Raw genomic sequence first — 20,587 nt, forward strand, 5'->3', positions numbered from 1 at the left:
ATTTTAAATTCATCGATTACTCAATGTCGCCGTCACCACTTTGACTGCATCGAGGGTCTCCTCGAAGTCATGGACACGAATAATCTGAGCGCCTTTTAGTGCCGCAATAGTAGCGCAACTTACGCTTGCCGCAACACATTCTGCCGGCGTTTTATCCAACAATTTAAATAACATCGACTTACGTGACATCCCCGCAAGTACTGGTAGATTGAATTGGTGAAACTGTTCTAGGTTCGCTAGCATGTGATAATTATGGTCTAGCGTTTTACCAAAGCCAAAGCCAGGGTCTAAAATCAGCTGTTCACGTTTGATACCTACAGCTTCACAAGCTTCAATCCGTTCTTGTAAGAACTCGCCTACTTCGACCATTAAATCATCATAGTGAGGATTAGCCTGCATAGTGCGAGGTTGACCTTGCATATGCATCAGGCAAATAGGCAACCCTGCTTGAGCTGCGACATCAAGCGCACCGGGTTCTTGAAGTGAGCGCACATCATTGATGATATCTGCACCTGCTTCTGCCGCTTGGCGCATCACTTCCGCTTTACTGGTATCAACGGAAATCCACACGTCGTGCTTGGTTCGAATCGCCTTAATCACAGGAATAACCCGTTGTAGCTCTTCCTCTAGTTCAACATCCGGCGCACCCGGTCGAGTTGATTCACCGCCAATGTCAATGATCGTCACACCCGCTTCAATCATCTTGTCTGCTTGGTGCAATGCATTTTCAAGCGTGTTGAATCGACCACCATCAGAAAAGGAGTCTGGTGTAACGTTTAAAATACCCATCACTTGAGGGGTCGATAAATCGAGGGTTTTATTGTTTGCAGTAATCTTCATCATAAATGCAAAAACCCCGAGTTGCCCCGGGGTTTAATCTATTCAACTTTATTACTCTGAATCTTTCTTTTCAGACTCTGGAGTATCAGTCTTATCTTGTGCTTCAGCAGTTTCTGGTTGAGTTTCTGCTGGCTCTTGCGCTGCTGGTTTTTCTTCCGCTTTCACTTCTTCAGTTTTCGCTTCAGTCTGAGGAATTTCACCCCAACCAGCTGGCTCACGAATGACTTCTTTACGTTGCATTAGGTCTTCAATTTGACCTGCATCGATAGTCTCGTACTTCATCAGCGCATCTTTCATTGCGTGCATGATATCCATGTTGTCTTGGATAAGTTTTAGTGCACGGTCATAGTTGCGGTCGATAATGGCACGGATTTCAGAGTCAATCAGCTTAGCTGTATCATCAGACACGTGTTTAGTCTGCGTTACGCTACGGCCTAGGAATACTTCACCTTCTTCCTCTGCGTACAGAAGAGGACCAAGTTTTTCAGAGTAACCCCATTGCGTCACCATGTTACGCGCTAGGTTTGTCGCTACTTTAATATCGTTTGACGCACCCGTTGATACTTTATCAGCACCGTAGATCAGGTCTTCAGCGATACGACCACCGTAAAGTGTCGCAATCTTACTCTCAAGGAACTGACGGCTGTAGCTGATTGCATCTTGCTCTGGCAAGAAGAACGTCACACCTAATGCACGGCCACGAGGAATAATCGTTACCTTGTGTACAGGATCGTGCTCAGGAGATAAGTAACCTACAATTGCGTGACCCGCTTCGTGGTATGCCGTCGACTCTTTGATCTCTTCCGACATCACCATCGACTTACGCTCAGCACCCATGTTGATCTTGTCTTTCGCTTGTTCAAACTCGACCATAGATACGTTGCGCTTGTTGCCACGAGCTGCAAATAGCGCCGCTTCGTTAACAAGGTTAGCAAGGTCTGCACCTGAGTAACCCGGTGTACCACGCGCTAGAAGTGAAGGCTCAACGTCTGCTGCTAGTGGTACTTTACGCATGTGAACTTTCAAGATTTGCTCACGACCACGAACATCAGGTAGACCAACCACAACTTGACGGTCAAAACGGCCTGGACGAAGTAGTGCAGGGTCTAATACGTCTGGACGGTTAGTTGCAGCGATAACGATAATACCTTCATTACCTTCGAAACCATCCATCTCAACGAGCATTTGGTTCAGTGTTTGCTCACGTTCATCGTGACCACCACCAACACCAGCGCCACGCTGACGACCAACCGCATCGATCTCATCGATGAAGATGATACAAGGTGCCGCTTTCTTCGCTTGTTCGAACATGTCACGTACACGAGATGCACCAACACCAACAAACATTTCAACGAAATCAGAACCTGAGATAGTAAAGAACGGTACTTTCGCTTCACCTGCAATTGCTTTTGCAAGTAGCGTTTTACCGGTACCCGGAGGACCTACCATCAAAACACCCGTTGGAATCTTACCACCCAGCTTTTGGAAGCGGCTTGGGTCACGTAAGAAATCAACCAGTTCTTTAACGTCTTCTTTCGCTTCGTCACAACCTGCAACGTCAGCGAATGTTGTCTTGATTTGCTCCTCGCTCATCATACGAGCTTTGCTCTTACCGAAAGACATCGCGCCTTTACCGCCGCCGCCTTGCATTTGACGCATGAAGAAAATCCATACACCAATCAGTAAGATCATCGGGAACCAAGAGATGAAAATAGTACTTAGAAGGCTTGGCTCTTCTGGTGGGGTACCTTTTACAATCACATTCAATTTGATTAGATCATCAAGAAGTTTTTGATCGTAAATAGGCATGTAAGTTACAAACTTACCACCACTACGAGGAACGAAAGTAATTTCGCTATCTTTAAAGGTCGCTTCCTCAATCTTGCCTTGGCCAACGTCCTGTACGAATGTGGTGTAATCAACCATTCTGCCGTTGTTTTCACCAGGCCCGAAGCTCTGGAAAACCGACATCAATACTACAGCGATTACTAGCCACAGAATTAAATTTTTTGCCATGTCACTCAAGGTGTCAGCCTCTCGATAACTAATTGTAATTAAAGGTAGGGTACTACAGTTTGAAAACTGTAGCTATAGTGTTAACTGCTGCTCAAACAAGCAAATAGTTAACCTTTGTAACCAGTGGCTACGATATATACTTCGCGAGAACGAGCTCTTGAAGAATCTGGTTTGCGAATCTTCACAACTTTGAACATATCGCGAACATCTTTCACGTATTGGTCGAATCCTTCACCTTGGAAGACTTTCACCACAAAGCTACCATTAGGTGCTAGAACTTGTCGACACATATCTAATGCTAGTTCAACAAGATACATTGCACGAGGTTGATCGACAGATAAATTTCCTGCCATGTTCGGAGCCATGTCCGACATCACAATATCAACCATGTCTGGTTGTATACGATCAAGTAGCGCTTCTAGTACAGAATCTTCGCGAAAATCGCCTTGTAAGAAGGCAACGCCAGCAATGGAATCCATTGGTAAAATGTCACATGCGATTACTTGGCCTTCATCACCAACAATCTTAGCCGCATATTGAGACCAACCACCCGGAGCTGCACCAAGGTCGACCACAGTCATGCCTGGCTTTAGTAATTTGTCTTTTTCTTGAATCTCTTCGATCTTAAAGATCGCACGCGAACGGTAGCCTTTCTTCTTAGCTTCGTTCACGTATCTGTCATCAAAATGTTCTTTCAACCAGCGGCCAGAGCTCGCTGAATGTTTTTGTTTACTCATCTGATTCCTAATAAATAGAGAGACGCCATGCTCTATATCTTGCTCATTGTATTTAACAACAAGTGGGCTTTGACCAATAAATTATAGTCTTCAAGCATAGATGGCGTTAAAATGACGTTTTTCAACCCTAATATTAAATAAAATTGGCCGCGTAATGAACCTAAGCACTAAACAAAAGCAGCATCTTAAAGGCCTAGCGCACAGTCTAAAACCTGTCGTGCTTATGGGCGCAAACGGACTTACTGAAGCTGTTCTAGCGGAAATTGAAATCGCTCTAAACCACCACGAACTGATCAAAGTGAAAATCGCTTCTGAAGATCGCGAAACGAAAAACCTAATCGTTGATGCAATCATTCGTGAAACTGGCGCTGAAAAAGTACAAGTTATCGGTAAAACGTTAGTACTTTTCCGCCAAACTGAAGAGCGTAAAATCGAGATTCCACGTAAATAATAGCGTTTACGGAACAAGAAAAAGGTCGCCTAGGGCGACCTTTTTGATTTCTGAGCACTCGCTTAGATATATTCTACGCGGTCAATCTCGAAATCTTTATCACCACCTGGAGTGGTAATCACAACTTCGTCACCTTCCATCTTACCGATCAGGCCACGAGCAATTGGTGAGCTTACTGAAATGCGACCTGTCTTGATGTCTGCCTCATCGTCACCCACGATTTGGTAAGTCTTCTCTTCATCAGTATCCACATCAATCAATGTCACTGTTGAACCGAAAATAATCTTACCTGTGTTATCCATTTTTGTTACGTCGATAACTTGAGCAACAGATAACTTGTATTCGATATCACGAATCTGAGCTTCACAGATACCTTGCTCTTCACGAGCTGCGTGGTATTCCGCGTTCTCTTTTAAATCACCTAACTCGCGCGCTTCAGCAATCGCTTCAGAGATCTGCGGGCGAAGTTTAAGTAGTCGATCTAATTCTACACGTAGCTGTTGTTCGCCACGTAATGTCATTGGAACTTTTTCCATCATATACCTCTATGCCAAAGCAAACTTTGGGCAAAACAAAACTACCCAACCCGTAGGGTCAGGTAGTGAGTACAATTATTCATTTCTTTTAGTGTAAACAAACTCTGAAACTAAATCATCTTAATTCCATTCGACTCGCTTGCTATCTCACATTGCATGCAGTTTCTCAGCGCAATTTCTTCACTGCGCAGCTAAATCACCACTAATAAAAGCTAAAAAAAAGCAAAAAACTTCATTTTTTCGGCTGAATTCATACAAATAAAAAACCACTACTAATTAGTCACTTACACCCAAATTAAACAATAAAAAACAGCGTTCAAAACCCAAATTTATATCGTTTTACTAACGAACACCGGAACTTTGGCGGTACAAATTGGCTCACGAATTATCCGCCCTAGCCTTAGAGAAGTGTTTGATTTTATTCGCTCTAAGTCACTAGTGGATATCGTTATGAAGCCTGGGCTATCCATGCTTCTACTTAATAAAACGATTTATGGACAGAAATTAGGACTAATAAGATGAACAAAACTCTGATTGCTCTAGCAGTATCGGCTGCAGCAGTAGCGACTGGTGCACACGCAGCAGAACTATACAACCAAGATGGTACAACTCTAGAAATGGGCGGCCGCGCTGAAGCTCGTCTATCTCTTAAAGACGGCAACGCAGATGATAAATCACGCATCCGTCTAAACTTCCTAGGTAAAACAGACATCGGTAACGGCCTGTACGGTGTTGGCTTCTACGAAGGAGAGCTAACTACTGCAGATAAAGGTCAAGCGACTGATACAGACGCAGACAGCCTAACGAACCGTTACGCATACGCTGGTATCGGTGGCGCATTCGGCGAAGTTACTTACGGTAAAAACGATGGTGCACTAGGCGTAATCACAGACTTCACAGATATCATGGCATACCACGGTAACTCAGCTGCATACAAAATTGCTATCGCTGACCGTACTGACAACATGATCTCGTACAAAGGTCAATTTGCTGATCTAGGTGTGAAAGCAAGCTACCGTTTCTCTGACATCACTGAAGTAACCCCTGCAAACGGCAACACTCACTACGATAACAACGATGCTGACGGTTACTCACTATCTGCTATCTACGCACTAGGTGAAACAGGCCTTAAACTAGGTGCGGGTTACGCTGATGGCAATCAAATTGATAATGCTAAACTAGTAGATCGCAACCAATACATGCTTGCGGCTTCTTACTCAATCAACGACCTATACTTCGCAGGTACTTTCGTTGACGGTCAAGATAAAGACAAAGCGACAGGCGACAAAACTGACCTAACTGGTTACGAATTTGCAGCGGCTTACTCACTAAACCAAGCTGTATTCTCTACAACATACAACTACCTTGAATCTAAAGAAGGCGGCGTTAAAGCTGACGAAGCAGACAACATCGCTATTGATGCGACGTACTACTTCAAGCCTAACTTCCGTGGTTACGTTTCTTACAACTTCAACCTAATTTCTGAAGATGCAAGCAAAGGCATTACAAAAGCGGATGCTGAAGACGAACTAGCACTAGGTCTACGTTACGACTTCTAATTGCTGACTATAAGTCACAAACTTCAAACGCCTGCTCGCTTGCAGGCGTTTTTTTTATATACTCAAAGCAATTTTCGTCAATTTGGCTCTTTTAACCGCTATGAAATTTTCTTCGCGCGTCCTACTCAGTGCAAGTGCGCTGTTATGTTCAGCTCAGGCTTTCGCTTACGCTCCCCTTGATCATTTGCCAACAGGCAGTCGCGTCGCGATTTCTATTGAGCCTTTGCAAGACACAACGCCTTACCTTACAACATCCAATCGCGATCAGTTTTTTCCACCAGCCAGTACGCTGAAAGTGGTGACCGCTTTAGCCGCCAAATTGCAGCTGGGTGATGGTTTTCATTTCACTACCAAAATAGAAACCAATCGACAAGATGCGGTGATTCGCTTTAGCGGCGACCCAACATTAACTTCTGAAGACTTAAAGCAACTGCTACTAAGCGCCAAACAACAAGGCTTACAAGAAATTAAAGGTGACCTTTGGCTTGATGGCTCAGCATTTACTGGCTACGAGCGCGCAGTCGGTTGGCCTTGGGACATCGTTGGCGTTTGTTATAGCGCTCCTTCGGCGGCTATTAGCTTGGATGAAAACTGCGTACAAGCCTCGATATATTCTCAAAAGAATGGGGCTACGCGTGTTTATACTCCTGAGCACTTCCCTATTTACGTCAGCTCTAGCGCAAAAACGGTCAGCAAAGAATATTACGAAGAGAACAACTGTGGCTTAGAGCTACTGACGACACCAGATAACCATTACCAGTTACAAGGCTGCCTAGTGGAGCGTAAAAAACCGCTGCCACTTAAGTTTGCCGTACAAAACCCAGCGCTTTATACCCAGCGCACGCTGCACAGCACGCTAAATCAGGTAGGTATTAAACTCAGAGGCGACATTCGCATTGGCCAACCTAATAGTGGCCCATATCGTCAAATTGCCCGCCATGACTCAGCGAAGCTGCCAGAGCTACTAAGCGTAATGCTGCGTAAATCTGACAACTTAATTGCTGACAATCTAGCCAAAACCATCGGCGCGCAATACTTTAACCAAGCTGGTAGCTATAACAACGGCACTGAAGCCATTAAGCAATTGCTGTTAGAAAAAGCCAATATTGACCTAGCGCATGCCAAAATTGTCGATGGTTCAGGGCTATCACGTAACAACCTTTTCACTAGCCAAGATATGGCATCAGTGCTGCGCTTTATTTGGAAAAATGATGCAACGCTTAACTTGATCGCGTTAATGCCAACCTCGGGTGAGAACGGTACGTTGAAATACCGCCGCAGCATGCGTAACGATCCGGTGAAAGGACAGCTGATTGCAAAAAGTGGGTCCGTATATGGCAGCAAAAACATGGCCGGATACGGACTGGATAGTCATGGCAACCCGACCACCATTTTTGTTCAATATGTTGCCGATTATCACCCAGTAAAAAGGGACGATGATAAACCGACCATCGCCCCTATTACTCAATTTGAACAATTGTTCTATCAGGATGTATTGAAATACAGTCAGGCTAAACCTAAAAAGTAATTCACTACAGTAAAGTAGATCCACATCCCTGAAATATCGACCACAGAGGCCAGTACTGGGCTTACCAGTACGGCTGGGTCTAGTTTGCAAGCCCGAGCCACAATTGGCAGTAAACCACCTAATGTGGTCGATATCGTCACCTGCACAAACAAAGCTACTGCAATGGCTAAGGCAATTGTCGACAGCTCAAAACCACCCGCTGAACCGCTGTCACTAAACAGCATAACCCGAGCAACAATCACTAGCGCAATGGCCAAGGCCAAGCAAACCGCAACGCGACTCTCTTTCCAAAGTACTGACAGCCACTGCCGCTTACGCAGCTCTCCGGTCGCCAAGGCGCGTATCACCAATGTGGCCGCCTGAGAGCCAGTGTTACCGCCTGCAGCAGCAATCACAGGCATGTAAACCGCAAGCAACACTAGCTGGCTTAACGTATCTTCGTACTGCGCAATGATTAAACCAGAAACGATGCCCAGCAGTGCCAACGCCACAATCCAGCCAATCCGCTGTTTCACATGATCCATGACAGAGGTTGTTAAGTAGCTGGCACTTACGTTTGCTTCGGAATAGATCAAACCTAGCTGGTGCGCATAGTGACGCGCCAGTTTTTCTTGTCCATTTTCTTCTAACAATGATAGAAGTTGCTGAACGTAGCCGAGTGAGCAGTGATGTAAAATCCCTACCGCTTCTTCTATCGGCATAACGGTCAACAAGTGAACCTGATGAGTTTGATCGTATTGTAAAAAGGCTTTCCTAGCCGCACCAATCTCTTCTAGTGAGAAGTTGGCAGAATTTTCCATATAGATGTTGTTCATTACCGTCATGGCGAATCTCCCGATTAGCTTAAGGTAACGACCATCAGATACATCGAGCGCAATGGGTGGAAAGTGGCAACAAAAGATAGGCCACTAGCCGCATCATAAATACGCTAGAAAGTATCGAAATCTAAAATGAAAAGAGAAAAAGAAGAGGAATCAAAGGATGCCCTACCCGATAGGTAGTAGCATGGAGTGCCAATACCAAAGCGGGTTACATTTCTCCCTTCGTCTTATTCATCCCACAACTGGGAGGATGGTCGGTATTGTTCATTAATAACTCCAAATAAACTGCCGATTTAGCAGCGCGCAGATGATAACAAATTCCAAAAGACATTCCCATTGAGGGCTATCAAAAGCGCAATAAAAAAGCGCCTTTAAAAGGCGCTTTATCTCAATTTAAGCAAATAAACTCAGTTACTTGATCGTGATACGAGCAAACTTACGCTTACCAACTTGGAATACGTATGTGCCAGCTTCAGGTGCATGCTTCGCGTCAGCAACCTTTTCACCTTCAATTTTCGCTGCGCCTTGCTTAACCATGCGCATCGCTTCAGAAGTCGATGCACATAGGCCCGCTTCTTTTAGTAGGTTACTTACTGGTAGGCCTGCTTCAAACTCAAACTCTGGCATATCGTCAGGGATTTGGTTTTTAGCAAAACGGTTCACGAACTCTTGCTCAGCCGCTTCTGCATCTGCTTCAGAGTGGAAACGAGCAATGATTTCTTTTGCTAGCAACACTTTAATATCGCGAGGGTTTTTACCTTGCTCTACATCCGCTTTGAACTGAGCAATTTCGCCTAGTGGACGGAAAGATAGCAGCTCGTAGTAGCTCCACATCAAGTCATCAGAGATAGACATGATCTTACCAAACATCTCGCTTGGTGCTTCGCTGATACCAATGTAGTTGTTCGCAGACTTAGACATCTTCTTCTCGCCGTCTAGGCCAACAAGAAGCGGCATCATAAGTACAACCTGGGGTTTTTGACCGTTCGCTTTTTGCAGTTCACGACCCATTAGTAGGTTGAACTTCTGGTCAGTACCACCAAGCTCGACGTCAGTCTCCATTGCAACTGAGTCATAACCTTGAAGCAGCGGATACATAAACTCATGGATAGCAATTGGCTGACCGCCAGCATAACGCTTTTTGAAATCATCACGCTCTAGCATACGTGCAACGGTTTGGTGCGACGCTAGACGAATCATACCCTCAGCGCCTAAATCAGATAGCCACTCAGAGTTGAATGAAATAGTTGTCTTAGCAGGATCTAGAATCTTAAATACCTGCTCTTTATATGTTTCTGCGTTTGCTAGCACTTGCTCGCGGCTTAGTGGTGGACGCGTAGTGTTCTTACCTGACGGATCACCAACCATTGCAGTGAAATCACCAATAAGGAAAGTCACTTCGTGTCCAAGTTCTTGGAACGCGCGCAGTTTGTTGAAAATAACTGTATGACCCAGATGGATATCTGGCGCTGTTGGATCGGCACCCAATTTAATGCGTAGAGGACGGCCCTCTTTCAGCTTTTCAATCAGTTCTTCTTCTGGAATCAGTTCCTCGACACCGCGCTTAATCTCGGCCAGTGCTGCTTCAATACTCGCCATTCTTGTTCACTCCCACAGATTTGGCAAAAATTTGGTAATTTTACATCTTACTTGAATAGCGATGCTTTTTGAAACCAGTTAGACTAATCAGCTAGCATTTTTATTGAAATTTTAGAACGGACCAAGATGTTGTCTCTTTTAGCTCGGTTGCCACGGATGCACCAAGCACTGATCGTTTTTATCACATTACTTATCGTGGTGGCTCTACTGCTGCCTGACTCCAAATCTCTGCGACAAGAAGAAGGCTTTTATAAAATAGGCCAAACTTACTCCCTAGACATCAAACCAGAAAACTTAGTCGTCACAGAGAAAACCTCCCCACTTGCCCAACTTCGTTGGGAAAAATATCAAGTTCAATCCGGTGAGAGTGCCGCTGTTGTCTTTCAACGAGCTGGCTTATCTTCTCGTTTGTTGTATCAACTGACCACCACCAACAAAGAAATCGAACGCCAGCTGACCAAGCTTCGTCCTGGTGACGTATTGCAGTTTGGCTTCGACGCTAACGACGAACTCATCCAAATCAAGCGCCAACTGAGTGCTTACGAAACTTACCTTATCACGAAAAAAGGTGATGTCTTCGTTGATGAGATTGACCAAAAAGAAGTGGTACATCAATACAATTACGCCGAAGCGTCAATTACCTCTAACTTTTGGAATGCCGCGATTACTGCGGGCCTAACAGCCAACCAAATCATGGAGCTAGCGGGGATCTTTGGTTGGGACATCGACTTTGCACTCGATATTCGTGCCGGAGACAGCTTTAAAATTCTTTACCAAGAGAAAATCGTAGAAGGCGAAGTGGTTGGCCGCGGTAAAATTATTGCAGCGATATTTACTAACCAAGGCGATACGTTTAAAGCGATTTTGGACGACAACACCGGCAATTATTACGATGAAAAGGGCCGCGCGATGAAGAAAGCCTTCTTGCGCTCACCGCTCGACTTCCGCCGAGTGACCTCGAACTTCAACCCAAATCGTCGCCACCCAGTGACGGGTAAAGTCCGCGCGCACCGAGGCACCGATTACGCAGCACCAGTAGGTACACCGATTTGGGCCGCCGGTGATGGTATCGTACAAAAATCAAGTTATAACCAATTCAACGGTAACTACGTATTCATCAAACACAGCAATACTTACATCACCAAGTACCTGCACTTAAAACGCCGCACAGTCAAAACTGGCCAGCGGGTTAAGCAGGGCCAAACCATTGGTACTCTGGGCGGTACAGGTCGCGTAACGGGCCCTCACTTGCACTATGAGTTTTTGGTTCACGGGGTTCATAAAAACGCCCGTACCGTGAAATTGCCGCAGTCGAAGTCTCTAAAAGGCAAAGCAAAGCAAACCTTTATTGCCAATGCGGAAATTAGACTGAACAAGCTAGAACGCTACCGAGAACTGTTAGCGAGCAAATAAAAACAAAGCGCTGGTTTCGACCAGCGCTTTTTCGTTTGAGAGAGATTAGCAGCCAAGCGCCTAACCAGCTAAACCTTAATCTCACTTGGTTGTTCAGACTCTTGAGCCACATTATTACGGCTAAACATCAGCAAACATGGGGTAAGTACCAAGGTTAGCACCGTTGCAAATGCCAAGCCGCCAGAAACCGCCGTCGCTAACTGAGACCACCACTGAGTACTTGGCGCGCCAAACTCAATCTTCTGATTAATCAGGTCGATATTCATCTCAAGCACCATAGGTAACAACCCCAAGATGGTGGTCACCGTGGTCAACATAACCGGTCTTAAACGCTGTACACCAGTACGTAAGATAGCTTCACGCTTATCTAAACCACGTCGGCGCAGCTGGTTGAAGGTATCTATCAATACGATGTTGTTGTTTACCACTATCCCCGCTAACGCAATTACGCCAATACCTGACATCACCACACCAAACGGTTTTTGGAAGATAAGTAAGCCAGCAAAAACGCCAACCGTTGAAAACAGCACTGCACTCAAAATCAAGAAGGCTTGATAGAAGCTATTGAACTGAGTAATCAATATCAGCGCCATCGCTACTAGCGCGACGAGGAAAGCATTTTGTAAAAACGCAGAGGAGTTTTGCTGCTCTTCATTTTGACCACGTAATTTAAAGCCAACATTTGGGTTTAACCCAAGTTCATTCAAGGCCTCTTCAATTTTTGGTAGCTCAATCGCTAAGTTGTAGCCATCACTCATATCGGCCTTAATGCTGATGACGCGTAAGCCATCGACACGATGAATCGTATCCTGCTTTTGATCGGGTACGATACTGGCGAAGTTAGTGATTGGTACCATTCCGGCAGGAGTCTTCACACGTAGCTCATCAAACTTACCAATGTCGCGCTTATCTTCTGGATAACGGACTAAAATATCGACCTCTTCAGTCGCATCATCAGGTAAGTAGTCGCCAATGGTTAAACCATTAGTCACAAACTGAACAGTGTTACCGACTAAGGTTGCGTCTGCGGCAAAACGAGAGGCGTCATCACGACGAATGTCGACCTTCCAATCAATGCCTTCTTTGCTCGAATTATCACTGATATTGGTAAAGGCAGGATTCTGATCAGCCCACGCCCTCACCTGCTTGGCGGCTATATCAATCTCGGTTAAATCGTTCCCAGTAACTTCGATAACGAGGTCACTTTCAACAGGTGGCCCCGCATCAGGGAATTTGTACTCGATCTCAACCCCTGCATAACTGTCTGTGATCTGCTTAAGCTCAGCAATAATCTCTTTCACACTGCGGCGATATTGCCAATCCACTGGCGTAATTTGAATTTGGCCTATCACATCATCGCCCCCCGTGCGGGTATAGACGCTTTCAAACTCGTCATGACCAATCATTTCTACTTCTATCTGGCGCATGAGCTGATCTTTCTCATTAATCGAAAGATCGCCATAAGAACGAACTTTGATGGTAAAGAACGGCGGATCAACCTCTGGGAAAAACTCAGCACCTAAGCCCGCTTTGGAATAAGCAGTACCCACACCAATAGCCAATACAATCGCTAACGCCAAGATTTTAAGCGGATGACCAATCGCGACTCTCAGCGTCTGATAATAGAGCTTAGTCAAGCCCGTTGCTTGAGAAAAATCCCCTTCGTGCAACGCCATCATTCGGCGTCGATTGCTGTCGGTGACATTCTGAGGCTTACCAAACAAGCCCCCCAACACAGGCACAAACAACATTGCCATCACCAAAGACGCCGCTAACGTAGCAATAAGTGTCAGCGGAAGATATTTCATGAACTCGCCAGTGACATCCGGCCAAAAAAGCAAAGGAGCAAACGCAGCTAATGTGGTTGCGGTAGAGGCGGTGATTGGCCACGCCATTCGCTTAGCGGCATCTCGATAGGCTTGTTTGCGTTCCACACCCTCTTGCATTCGTCGATCGGCAAACTCGGTCACTACAATCGCACCATCCACCAGCATGCCGACCGCCATGATAAAGGAGAAAAGCACCACAATATTGACCGTAATGCCAAACAAGGCCAGTACCAATAAACCTGTTAAGAATGACCCCGGTATAGACACGCCGACCAACAGTGCCGTTCTAACACCTAGGATTGCGATGATAACAATCACCACCAAAATGATGGCGGATAAAATATTGTTTTGCAGATCGTTAAGCATCATCTTGACGTCGTCAGACTGATCCCAAGTGTACTTAACCAATAAGTTATTTGGCCATTCAGGCGTTTTCTGCGCCTCGGCTAACACCAGTTTAACCAGCTCAACCGTCTCTATGATGTTTTCACCTGCACGCTTACTGACATCGAGTACTATCGCCGATTCACCATCTAAGCGGGCGTAACTCTCTGGGTCACGAAACGCGCGGCGCACAGTGGCAACATCAGCGAAGGTGATCACCTGTTTGCCATCCACTTTAATTGGCAACTCAAGAACATCTTTTAGCGAATCAAACACCGAAGGGACTTTGACAGAGAAGCGTCCGTAACCCGTATCAACAAAGCCAGCCGCTACTACGCGGTTATTCAACGCGATTAAGTTGTAAATATCGGCCTGATCTAAGCCATAACTTTCCATCAACAGCGGATCGACCACGATCTCAACGATGTCCTCGCGATCGCCTGCGATTTCGACCTCTAGCACTTGGCGATAACTTTCCAATTTATCACGTAGCTTGCGGGCAATTTGCACTATGGTTCGCTCAGGCACAGTGCCGTACAAAACCAAGCTCAATACTGGCTCTTCTGAGGCGAGTGTCACCTCATTCACGGTTGGCTCATCACTGTCTTCTGGCAGCTTAGGCTTGGCTAAATCAACCGCCTCACGCACATCCGCCATCGCTTTATTAAGATCGACCCCGACCGAAAACTCTAACACCACTGAGGCATGGCCTTCAGAAGCTGTGGAAGTCATCTCTTTGACTCCTTCCAAAGAGCGCAACTCTTGCTCAATAGGTCGAACTAACAAACGCTCCGCGTCATTAGGGGAAATACCTTGATGGCTAACTGAAACATAGATAATTGGAATCGCAATATCAGGACTCGACTCTTTAGGAATCGTAATATAGGTGATAAGCCCCGCGACTAAAATGAACACGAGCAGCACCATCATAGTACGAGTGCGCGCTAGCGCTGCATCAATGATTGCAAACATAGCGCCTCCTACTGTTTAACTTGCTCAACTGCGATCACTTGATCACCGTCGCGTACGAACCCTTGTCCAGTAGTGATGATATCCACTTGCTCACCGAGCCCCGTCAGCCACACCCCATCTTGCTCAGCTTTAACTAACTGAATAGGCACAAACTTCACCCTCTCTTGCAGCAAAGTTTTCACTCCCAGATTGCCCGATTCATCTAAAGCCAACATGGCTGGAGTAATTTTAACCGCAGACTGCTGCTGCAGATTAAGCGCGACTTCAGTGCTGACACCTGCAGGGATCTTTTGCTTAGGGTTAGCGACTTCCACTTCAATTGGGAAAGTGTTGGTTGATTCAGATGACACACGCGAAATGTAGCGCACTTTACCTTGAGTCTCTTGGCCATTAATAAAGCGGATGGTGGCAGGTTGATTTAACTTAAGGTCTTGGATATGACGCTCACTGACATCGGCCTCAATCACCAACTTGCTGAGATCAATCAACGACGCGACAGGATCGCCAATGCCGACAAAATCCCCTTGCTCGATAAATAGGTGATCGACAATGCCATCAAACGGCGCTGTTACTTTGGTGTTGGCGAGAGCAATCTGAGCATTAGTCACTGACGCTTTCGCCTCTATTAATGCTGCTTGCGCATTGGCATACGCCACCTCACCTTGTAGGCCACGCTTTTTCAAAGCCTGAGCGGCTTTGTACTCTTTTTCACGTACGTTGAGCATCGCTCTAGCACGTTTGAGTTGAATATCGAGATCGCCTTTATCAATAATGGCAATAACTTGACCTTGCGTGACCAAGTCGCCTTTATCTACTTGCAGACGAGCAATCTTACCTGCGTATTCAGCGCCTAACTTAGCTTGGCGGTCTGGCGCGGTTCGGCCATACAAATCAATGGTTTTATGGGTAGGCACTGAATGAAAAGTTTGATAGGCCACTTTAGCAAGCGGGATATCTTGCGTGTTCTGCTGCTTCTGCTCGGTGTCATCTTCCGCTTTTAAAGCGCCAAGACCAAGCCAAACACTCAGCAGAACGATAAGAAACAGAGAAACGATATAAGGTTTGGTCGCCAAATAACGCGACAAAGACAACTTAGCCATAACTATCCTTTTTATTTACATAAGCCTACTTCCTGATGGCTTATGACGCCTTTTACTGATTTCGCAAAGAGTGTGATCAGATTAGGACGGTCGGCTATTTGAGGGTTGTGACTAAAAAGCCAATTCAAACAACCTAATAAAATCAGCACTGACGTTTTTTTACTCAACCTAGAATAACAAGGATGACGCGGATAACAAGTTTATAAATTACCTTAAATTTATAATTCAACTAAATATGATATAGATCTATGTCGTTGAATGGTGAATACCAAACTAGCGGCAATAAAAAAGGCCGCCAAATGGCAGCCTTCAAAAATTCGTTGTCGATGCAATTACACGCTAAATGATGCGCCACAGCCACAAGTCGTTGTCGCGTTAGGGTTATTTACAAAGAAGCGAGAACCCTCTAGGCCTTCAGTGTAATCAACCACACCACCGATTAGGTATTGCAGGCTCATTGGGTCAACCACTAGAGTTACACCACTGTTTTCAATCGTCGTGTCGCCATCGTTTACGTTCTCATCAAACGTAAATCCGTATTGGAAACCACTACAACCACCACCAGTGATGTAAACACGTAATTTCAGCTCTGGGTTTTCTTCTTCTGCAATCAATGCATTTACACGCTGTGCGGCTGCATCAGAGAACTTTAGGGGAATGCTGGCTTCGCTCACGACGACCTCTCTCACTTCATAGCGCTACTTCTCGTTAAAATGGCCGTGCCATGGTCAGAAATAGCGACAATTTTTTATACTTAATGATGGGATTATCTAATACCTGAGTGTAGCGTTCAAGTATTCACCAACAATCTCTGCAAGTATCCACCGATTCACTCTGATTTCTAAGGCAATTGAGTTGAAATTGCGCAGAATGTGCTAGAAAGCATTTCTTGAAGAGGGGCAGACAGGTACAATGCCTGCCAAATTGGTCCGAGCAATCAAAAGAGGATATATCAATGACCAAATCAGCAGAACTGTATCAAAAGGCACAGAATACCATCCCAGGTGGTGTGAACTCTCCAGTACGTGCTTTTAATGGTGTAGGCGGAGCCCCTATTTTTGTGGAGCGCGCTGATGGCCCTCTTATTTTTGACGCGGACGGTAAAGCATACATCGATTACGTTGGCTCTTGGGGCCCAATGATCCTTGGCCATAACCACGCCATTATTCGTGAAGCTGTTATCAATGCAGCTCAGCGCGGCCTAAGCTTTGGCGCACCTACAGAACTTGAAATCAACATGGCAGAGCTTGTCTCTGAACTTGTTCCATCAATGGAACAAGTACGTATGGTGAGCTCTGGTACAGAAGCAACTATGAGTGCGATTCGTCTAGCTCGTGGTTTTACTGGCCGTGACAAGATCATGAAGTTTGAAGGTTGTTACCATGGCCACGCAGACAGCTTGCTAGTAAAAGCAGGTTCTGGTGCTTTGACTTTAGGTCAACCAAGCTCGCCAGGTGTTCCTGCTGATTTTGCTAAGCACACACTAACGGCAACCTTTAACGATTTAGACTCAGTTCGTGAATTATTCGCAGCGAACAAAGGCGAGATCGCATGTATCATCGTTGAGCCAGTTGCGGGCAACATGAACTGTATTCCACCAGTAGAAGGCTTCCACCAAGGTCTACGTGAAATCTGTGACCAAGAAGGCGCCCTACTGATTTTTGATGAAGTAATGACAGGTTTCCGCGTGGCTCTTGGCGGCGCTCAAGCTCACTACAACATCAAGCCAGATCTAACCACGCTAGGTAAAGTGATCGGCGGCGGTATGCCTGTGGGCGCTTTTGGTGGCCGTAAAGATGTGATGCAATACATCGCACCAACTGGCCCTGTTTACCAAGCGGGTACACTTTCAGGTAACCCAGTCGCTATGGCAGCTGGCTTCGCGTGTCTAAACGTACTGCGTAACGAAGGCAATGAAGAACGCCTAGCAAGCAAAACCAAACAGCTTGCAAATGGCTTTAAAGATTTAGCAGATAAGCACGGTATTCCACTAGTTGTAAACCAAGTGGGCGGCATGTTTGGCTTCTTCTTCACAGACCAAGAAAGCGTAACTTGCTACGAAGATGTGACTAAGTGCGATGTTGAACGCTTTAAGCGCTTCTTCCACCTAATGATTGATCACGGTGTTTACCTTGCTCCTTCAGCATTCGAAGCAAGCTTTACCTCTCTAGCGCACGGTTCGAAAGAGATTGAAGCAACGCTAGAAGCGGCTGATCGCAGTTTCGCAATCTTGGCGCAAGACGCGTAATCAATATAGAACCCCTGCAAAGGCTGCGATGATCGCAGCCTTTTTTATTGCCAGTTGAAAACCACCAGCAGAGCAATCGCAATCACTAGCAAACTAAACCAAGGAATACGTCTCTTTGGTTTTTGATGATTTTCTTGACTACATTTATCGTTATTGCAACAGCCCATAATATTAACTCTCGATTGATAACGCTCTGATTTAGAGCCATTATACTGCTAACTTCTTTACCGATTGGACAACATTGTGTCAGATAAGATCAAAATCACTTCCAGCCACTGGGTGCTCATTGCAGCATTACTGGTTGCTGCATCCGCCTGTTTTTTATTGGTTGAACCTTATATTAACTCGATTGTGATGGCATTTATCATCTCTTTACTGATGTTCCCTATCCACGAATGGATTGAGAGCAAGTTGCCCAATCATAAAAACGTCGTTGCCTTGCTCTCTTGTATCGTTCTGACGTTCATTATCGTCATCCCACTGCTATTTGTCTTTGCTGCCATCATTCAGCAGGGGTCACTATTTTCGCAAAATACTTACCATTGGGTAACCCATGGCGGCATTCAGCAAGTCTTTGAACACCCTTGGGTAACCAAAGGCTTGGCCTTAGTAAACACTTACCTACCTTTTGACGAGATTAACCCGCAAGGCATCGCGTCTAAAGTGGCCGAATTCGCCACGTCATTTGGCACCAACTTAGTGGGCATCAGCGCCAAAATTCTCGGTGACGCGACTAACTTCTTGATGTCGTTCTTACTCATGTTGTTTGTGCTGTTCTTCCTGCTGCGCGACCACGACAAAATCATCTCAGCCCTTCGTCATATTTTACCGTTATCTCGTAGCCAAGAAGACAAGCTACTTGATGAAATCGAGCAAGTGTCTAAATCGGCGGTAATGGGCTCTTTCTTAACTGCGATTGCACAAGGTATTGCTGGTGGTATCGGTATGGCTATCGCCGGATTCCCAGGTTTGTTCTGGGGCACTATGATGGGCTTTGCTTCCTTCATCCCTGTTGTCGGTACGGCCTTAATTTGGGTGCCAGCCGTGATTTATCTATTCCTAACGGGTGATACCTTCTGGGCCTTTGCGTTACTCGGTTGGAGCGTAGCTATCGTTGGCTCTATTGATAACTTACTGCGCCCATTGTTAATGCAAGGTAGCTCGGGCATGAGCACCCTAATGATCTTTTTCTCGCTACTAGGCGGCCTACACTTATTTGGCCTAGTCGGTTTGATTTATGGCCCACTGATCTTTGCCATTACCATTGTATTGTTCAATCTTTACGAAGAAGAGTTCTCAGATTTTTTAGACTCGCAAGATAAGAACTAAGCCAAACCGCACTGATAGTTTTAAGCGAGGGAGGATTATGAGAGAATCCTCCCTCTTTTTATTTAACCGATATTGAATCGAGCTAATCCATGTCTGCCTATATTGCCCCAAGCCAAATTGCCGAGCGACAACTGGCCTATTTCTCAGGAAAACACGTCATCGTCGCTGGTGAAGCGGAAGACCTTTTTCCTGTAGAACTTGCCGATCATTGTGAATCTGTCACTGTCTTTACTACTCACTATGGCTATGCGCGTAAGATGCAGGGTTACTCAAAGGTAACGACTGTCTTTGGCGCTGAGTTCGATCAGGAAACACAAGCAGACATGGTGCTGTTGTACTGGCCAAAAGCAAAAGCTGAAGCAGAATTCCTACTCGCGATGCTAATGGCTAAATTGGGTACTAATACCGAGATCGTGGTAGTCGGCGAAAATCGCTCGGGCGTTAAAAGCGTTGAAAAGATGTTCAAAGATTACGGCATCATCACTAAATACGATTCAGCGCGTCGCTGCTCGTTCTACTGGGGTCAATGTACTCAAGAGGTGAAGCCGTTCAACCTGAAAGATTGGTTTAAAAGCTATCAAGTGGAATACCAAGGCCATCAGCTTACTATAAAAAGTTTACCGGGCGTATTCAGCCATGGCGAGTTCGATATCGGCAGTAAGCTACTGCTCGACACGCTACCAACACTGAAAGGTAAAGTACTCGATTTTGGCTGTGGTGCAGGCGTTATTGGTAGTGTGATGGCAATCCTCAACCCTGAGATTGAGCTGGAAATGTGCGATGTAAGCGCTCTTGCGGTTGAATCAAGCAAAGCAACGCTAGCGGCTAATAATCTGCTAGGCCATGTCTTCGCCACCGATGTCTACTCTCAAGTATCATCGAACTATGAGTTCATCATCAGTAACCCACCGTTCCACTCTGGATTAGATACCAGTTATAGCGCAACGGAAACCCTGCTTGCTGAAGCGCCAAACTATCTAAACGGTGCAGGTCAGCTGATCATCGTTGCCAATAGCTTCCTCAAATACCCTCCGATTATTGAGCAAGCTTTCGGTAATTGCGAGACGCTAAATAAGACTAATAAATTTGTCATTTATCACGCAAGTAAATAACGTCACGCCCAGAAATAACGTAATTTCTGGGCGTTTTATAATCTCCCCTCACTAAAACTGCGCCTCTATCCACGCTTTCCGTGCTACTTACTTGTCAAAGTAAAAAAACTCGT

16 protein-coding genes are annotated in these 20,587 nt (G+C 45.6%); 7 read left to right on the forward strand and 9 right to left on the reverse strand.

Features of this window, described 5'->3' with window-relative positions:
• Positions 1-9 precede the first annotated feature (9 nt).
• From folP to rlmE, 3 genes are all read right to left on the reverse strand, one after another.
• Complete coding sequence (folP, locus tag MU515_RS07765; protein ID WP_260259937.1) at positions 10-840, reverse strand: dihydropteroate synthase; 831 nt, start codon at positions 838-840, stop codon at positions 10-12.
• Between the two features lie 51 nt (positions 841-891).
• Positions 892-2,856: an ATP-dependent zinc metalloprotease FtsH gene (gene ftsH, locus MU515_RS07770; protein WP_260259852.1), complete on the reverse strand. Its 1,965-nt coding sequence runs from the start codon at positions 2,854-2,856 to the stop codon at positions 892-894.
• 107 nt (positions 2,857-2,963) lie between these two features.
• A complete protein-coding gene (rlmE, locus tag MU515_RS07775) occupies positions 2,964-3,593 on the reverse strand; it encodes a 23S rRNA (uridine(2552)-2'-O)-methyltransferase RlmE (protein WP_260259853.1) in 630 nt (209 codons plus the stop codon).
• 154 nt (positions 3,594-3,747) lie between these two features.
• On the opposite strand from rlmE, the gene yhbY reads away from it, so the two are divergent.
• Positions 3,748-4,044, forward strand: coding sequence for a ribosome assembly RNA-binding protein YhbY (gene yhbY / locus MU515_RS07780; RefSeq protein WP_260259854.1), 297 nt, complete (start codon positions 3,748-3,750; stop codon positions 4,042-4,044).
• A 62-nt stretch (positions 4,045-4,106) separates the two neighbouring features.
• On the opposite strand, the gene greA is transcribed toward yhbY, so the two are convergent.
• Entirely contained in the window at positions 4,107-4,580 is a 474-nt protein-coding gene (greA, locus tag MU515_RS07785) for a transcription elongation factor GreA (RefSeq protein WP_260259938.1), read from the reverse strand.
• A 518-nt stretch (positions 4,581-5,098) separates the two neighbouring features.
• Between greA and MU515_RS07790 the strand changes: the two genes are divergently transcribed.
• Both MU515_RS07790 and dacB read left to right on the forward strand, forming a co-directional pair.
• On the forward strand, positions 5,099-6,139 hold the full coding sequence (locus MU515_RS07790) for a porin (RefSeq protein ID WP_260259855.1): 1,041 nt from the start codon (positions 5,099-5,101) through the stop codon (positions 6,137-6,139).
• Between the two features lie 100 nt (positions 6,140-6,239).
• The gene (dacB, locus tag MU515_RS07795) at positions 6,240-7,667 is read left to right on the forward strand and encodes a serine-type D-Ala-D-Ala carboxypeptidase (RefSeq protein ID WP_260259856.1); all 1,428 of its coding nucleotides are present in this window, start codon (positions 6,240-6,242) and stop codon (positions 7,665-7,667) included.
• Here the strand turns inward: dacB and MU515_RS07800 are convergent.
• Both MU515_RS07800 and tyrS read right to left on the reverse strand, forming a co-directional pair.
• Entirely contained in the window at positions 7,646-8,491 is an 846-nt protein-coding gene (locus MU515_RS07800; RefSeq protein ID WP_260259857.1) for a magnesium transporter, read from the reverse strand. The two genes, dacB and MU515_RS07800, sit on opposite strands and share 22 nt — an antisense overlap.
• Positions 8,492-8,899: 408 nt before the next feature.
• Entirely contained in the window at positions 8,900-10,087 is a 1,188-nt protein-coding gene (tyrS, locus tag MU515_RS07805) for a tyrosine--tRNA ligase (protein ID WP_260259858.1), read from the reverse strand.
• A gap of 126 nt (positions 10,088-10,213) precedes the next feature.
• Between tyrS and shyC the strand changes: the two genes are divergently transcribed.
• Complete coding sequence (gene shyC / locus MU515_RS07810; RefSeq protein ID WP_260259859.1) at positions 10,214-11,500, forward strand: peptidoglycan DD-endopeptidase ShyC; 1,287 nt, start codon at positions 10,214-10,216, stop codon at positions 11,498-11,500.
• A 68-nt stretch (positions 11,501-11,568) separates the two neighbouring features.
• Here the strand turns inward: shyC and MU515_RS07815 are convergent, their stop codons facing one another.
• From MU515_RS07815 to erpA, 3 genes are all read right to left on the reverse strand, one after another.
• On the reverse strand, positions 11,569-14,685 hold the full coding sequence (locus MU515_RS07815) for an efflux RND transporter permease subunit (protein WP_260259860.1): 3,117 nt from the start codon (positions 14,683-14,685) through the stop codon (positions 11,569-11,571).
• Between the two features lie 8 nt (positions 14,686-14,693).
• Positions 14,694-15,785: an efflux RND transporter periplasmic adaptor subunit gene (locus tag MU515_RS07820; RefSeq protein WP_260259861.1), complete on the reverse strand. Its 1,092-nt coding sequence runs from the start codon at positions 15,783-15,785 to the stop codon at positions 14,694-14,696.
• 332 nt (positions 15,786-16,117) lie between these two features.
• A complete protein-coding gene (erpA, locus tag MU515_RS07825) occupies positions 16,118-16,459 on the reverse strand; it encodes an iron-sulfur cluster insertion protein ErpA (protein WP_260259862.1) in 342 nt (113 codons plus the stop codon).
• Positions 16,460-16,740: 281 nt separating this feature from the next.
• Between erpA and hemL the strand changes: the two genes are divergently transcribed.
• The 3 genes from hemL to rsmC all read left to right on the forward strand — a co-directional run bounded on the left by hemL (position 16,741) and on the right by rsmC (position 20,474).
• The gene (gene hemL, locus MU515_RS07830) at positions 16,741-18,033 is read left to right on the forward strand and encodes a glutamate-1-semialdehyde 2,1-aminomutase (protein WP_260259863.1); all 1,293 of its coding nucleotides are present in this window, start codon (positions 16,741-16,743) and stop codon (positions 18,031-18,033) included.
• 243 nt (positions 18,034-18,276) lie between these two features.
• Complete coding sequence (locus MU515_RS07835) at positions 18,277-19,362, forward strand: AI-2E family transporter (protein WP_260259864.1); 1,086 nt, start codon at positions 18,277-18,279, stop codon at positions 19,360-19,362.
• An 89-nt stretch (positions 19,363-19,451) separates the two neighbouring features.
• A complete protein-coding gene (gene rsmC, locus MU515_RS07840) occupies positions 19,452-20,474 on the forward strand; it encodes a 16S rRNA (guanine(1207)-N(2))-methyltransferase RsmC (RefSeq protein WP_260259865.1) in 1,023 nt (340 codons plus the stop codon).
• The last annotated feature ends 113 nt before the right edge of the window (positions 20,475-20,587 follow it).

Origin of the sequence: Vibrio intestinalis, assembly GCF_025195085.2 — a bacterium.
Lineage (GTDB): Bacteria > Pseudomonadota > Gammaproteobacteria > Enterobacterales > Vibrionaceae > Vibrio > Vibrio intestinalis.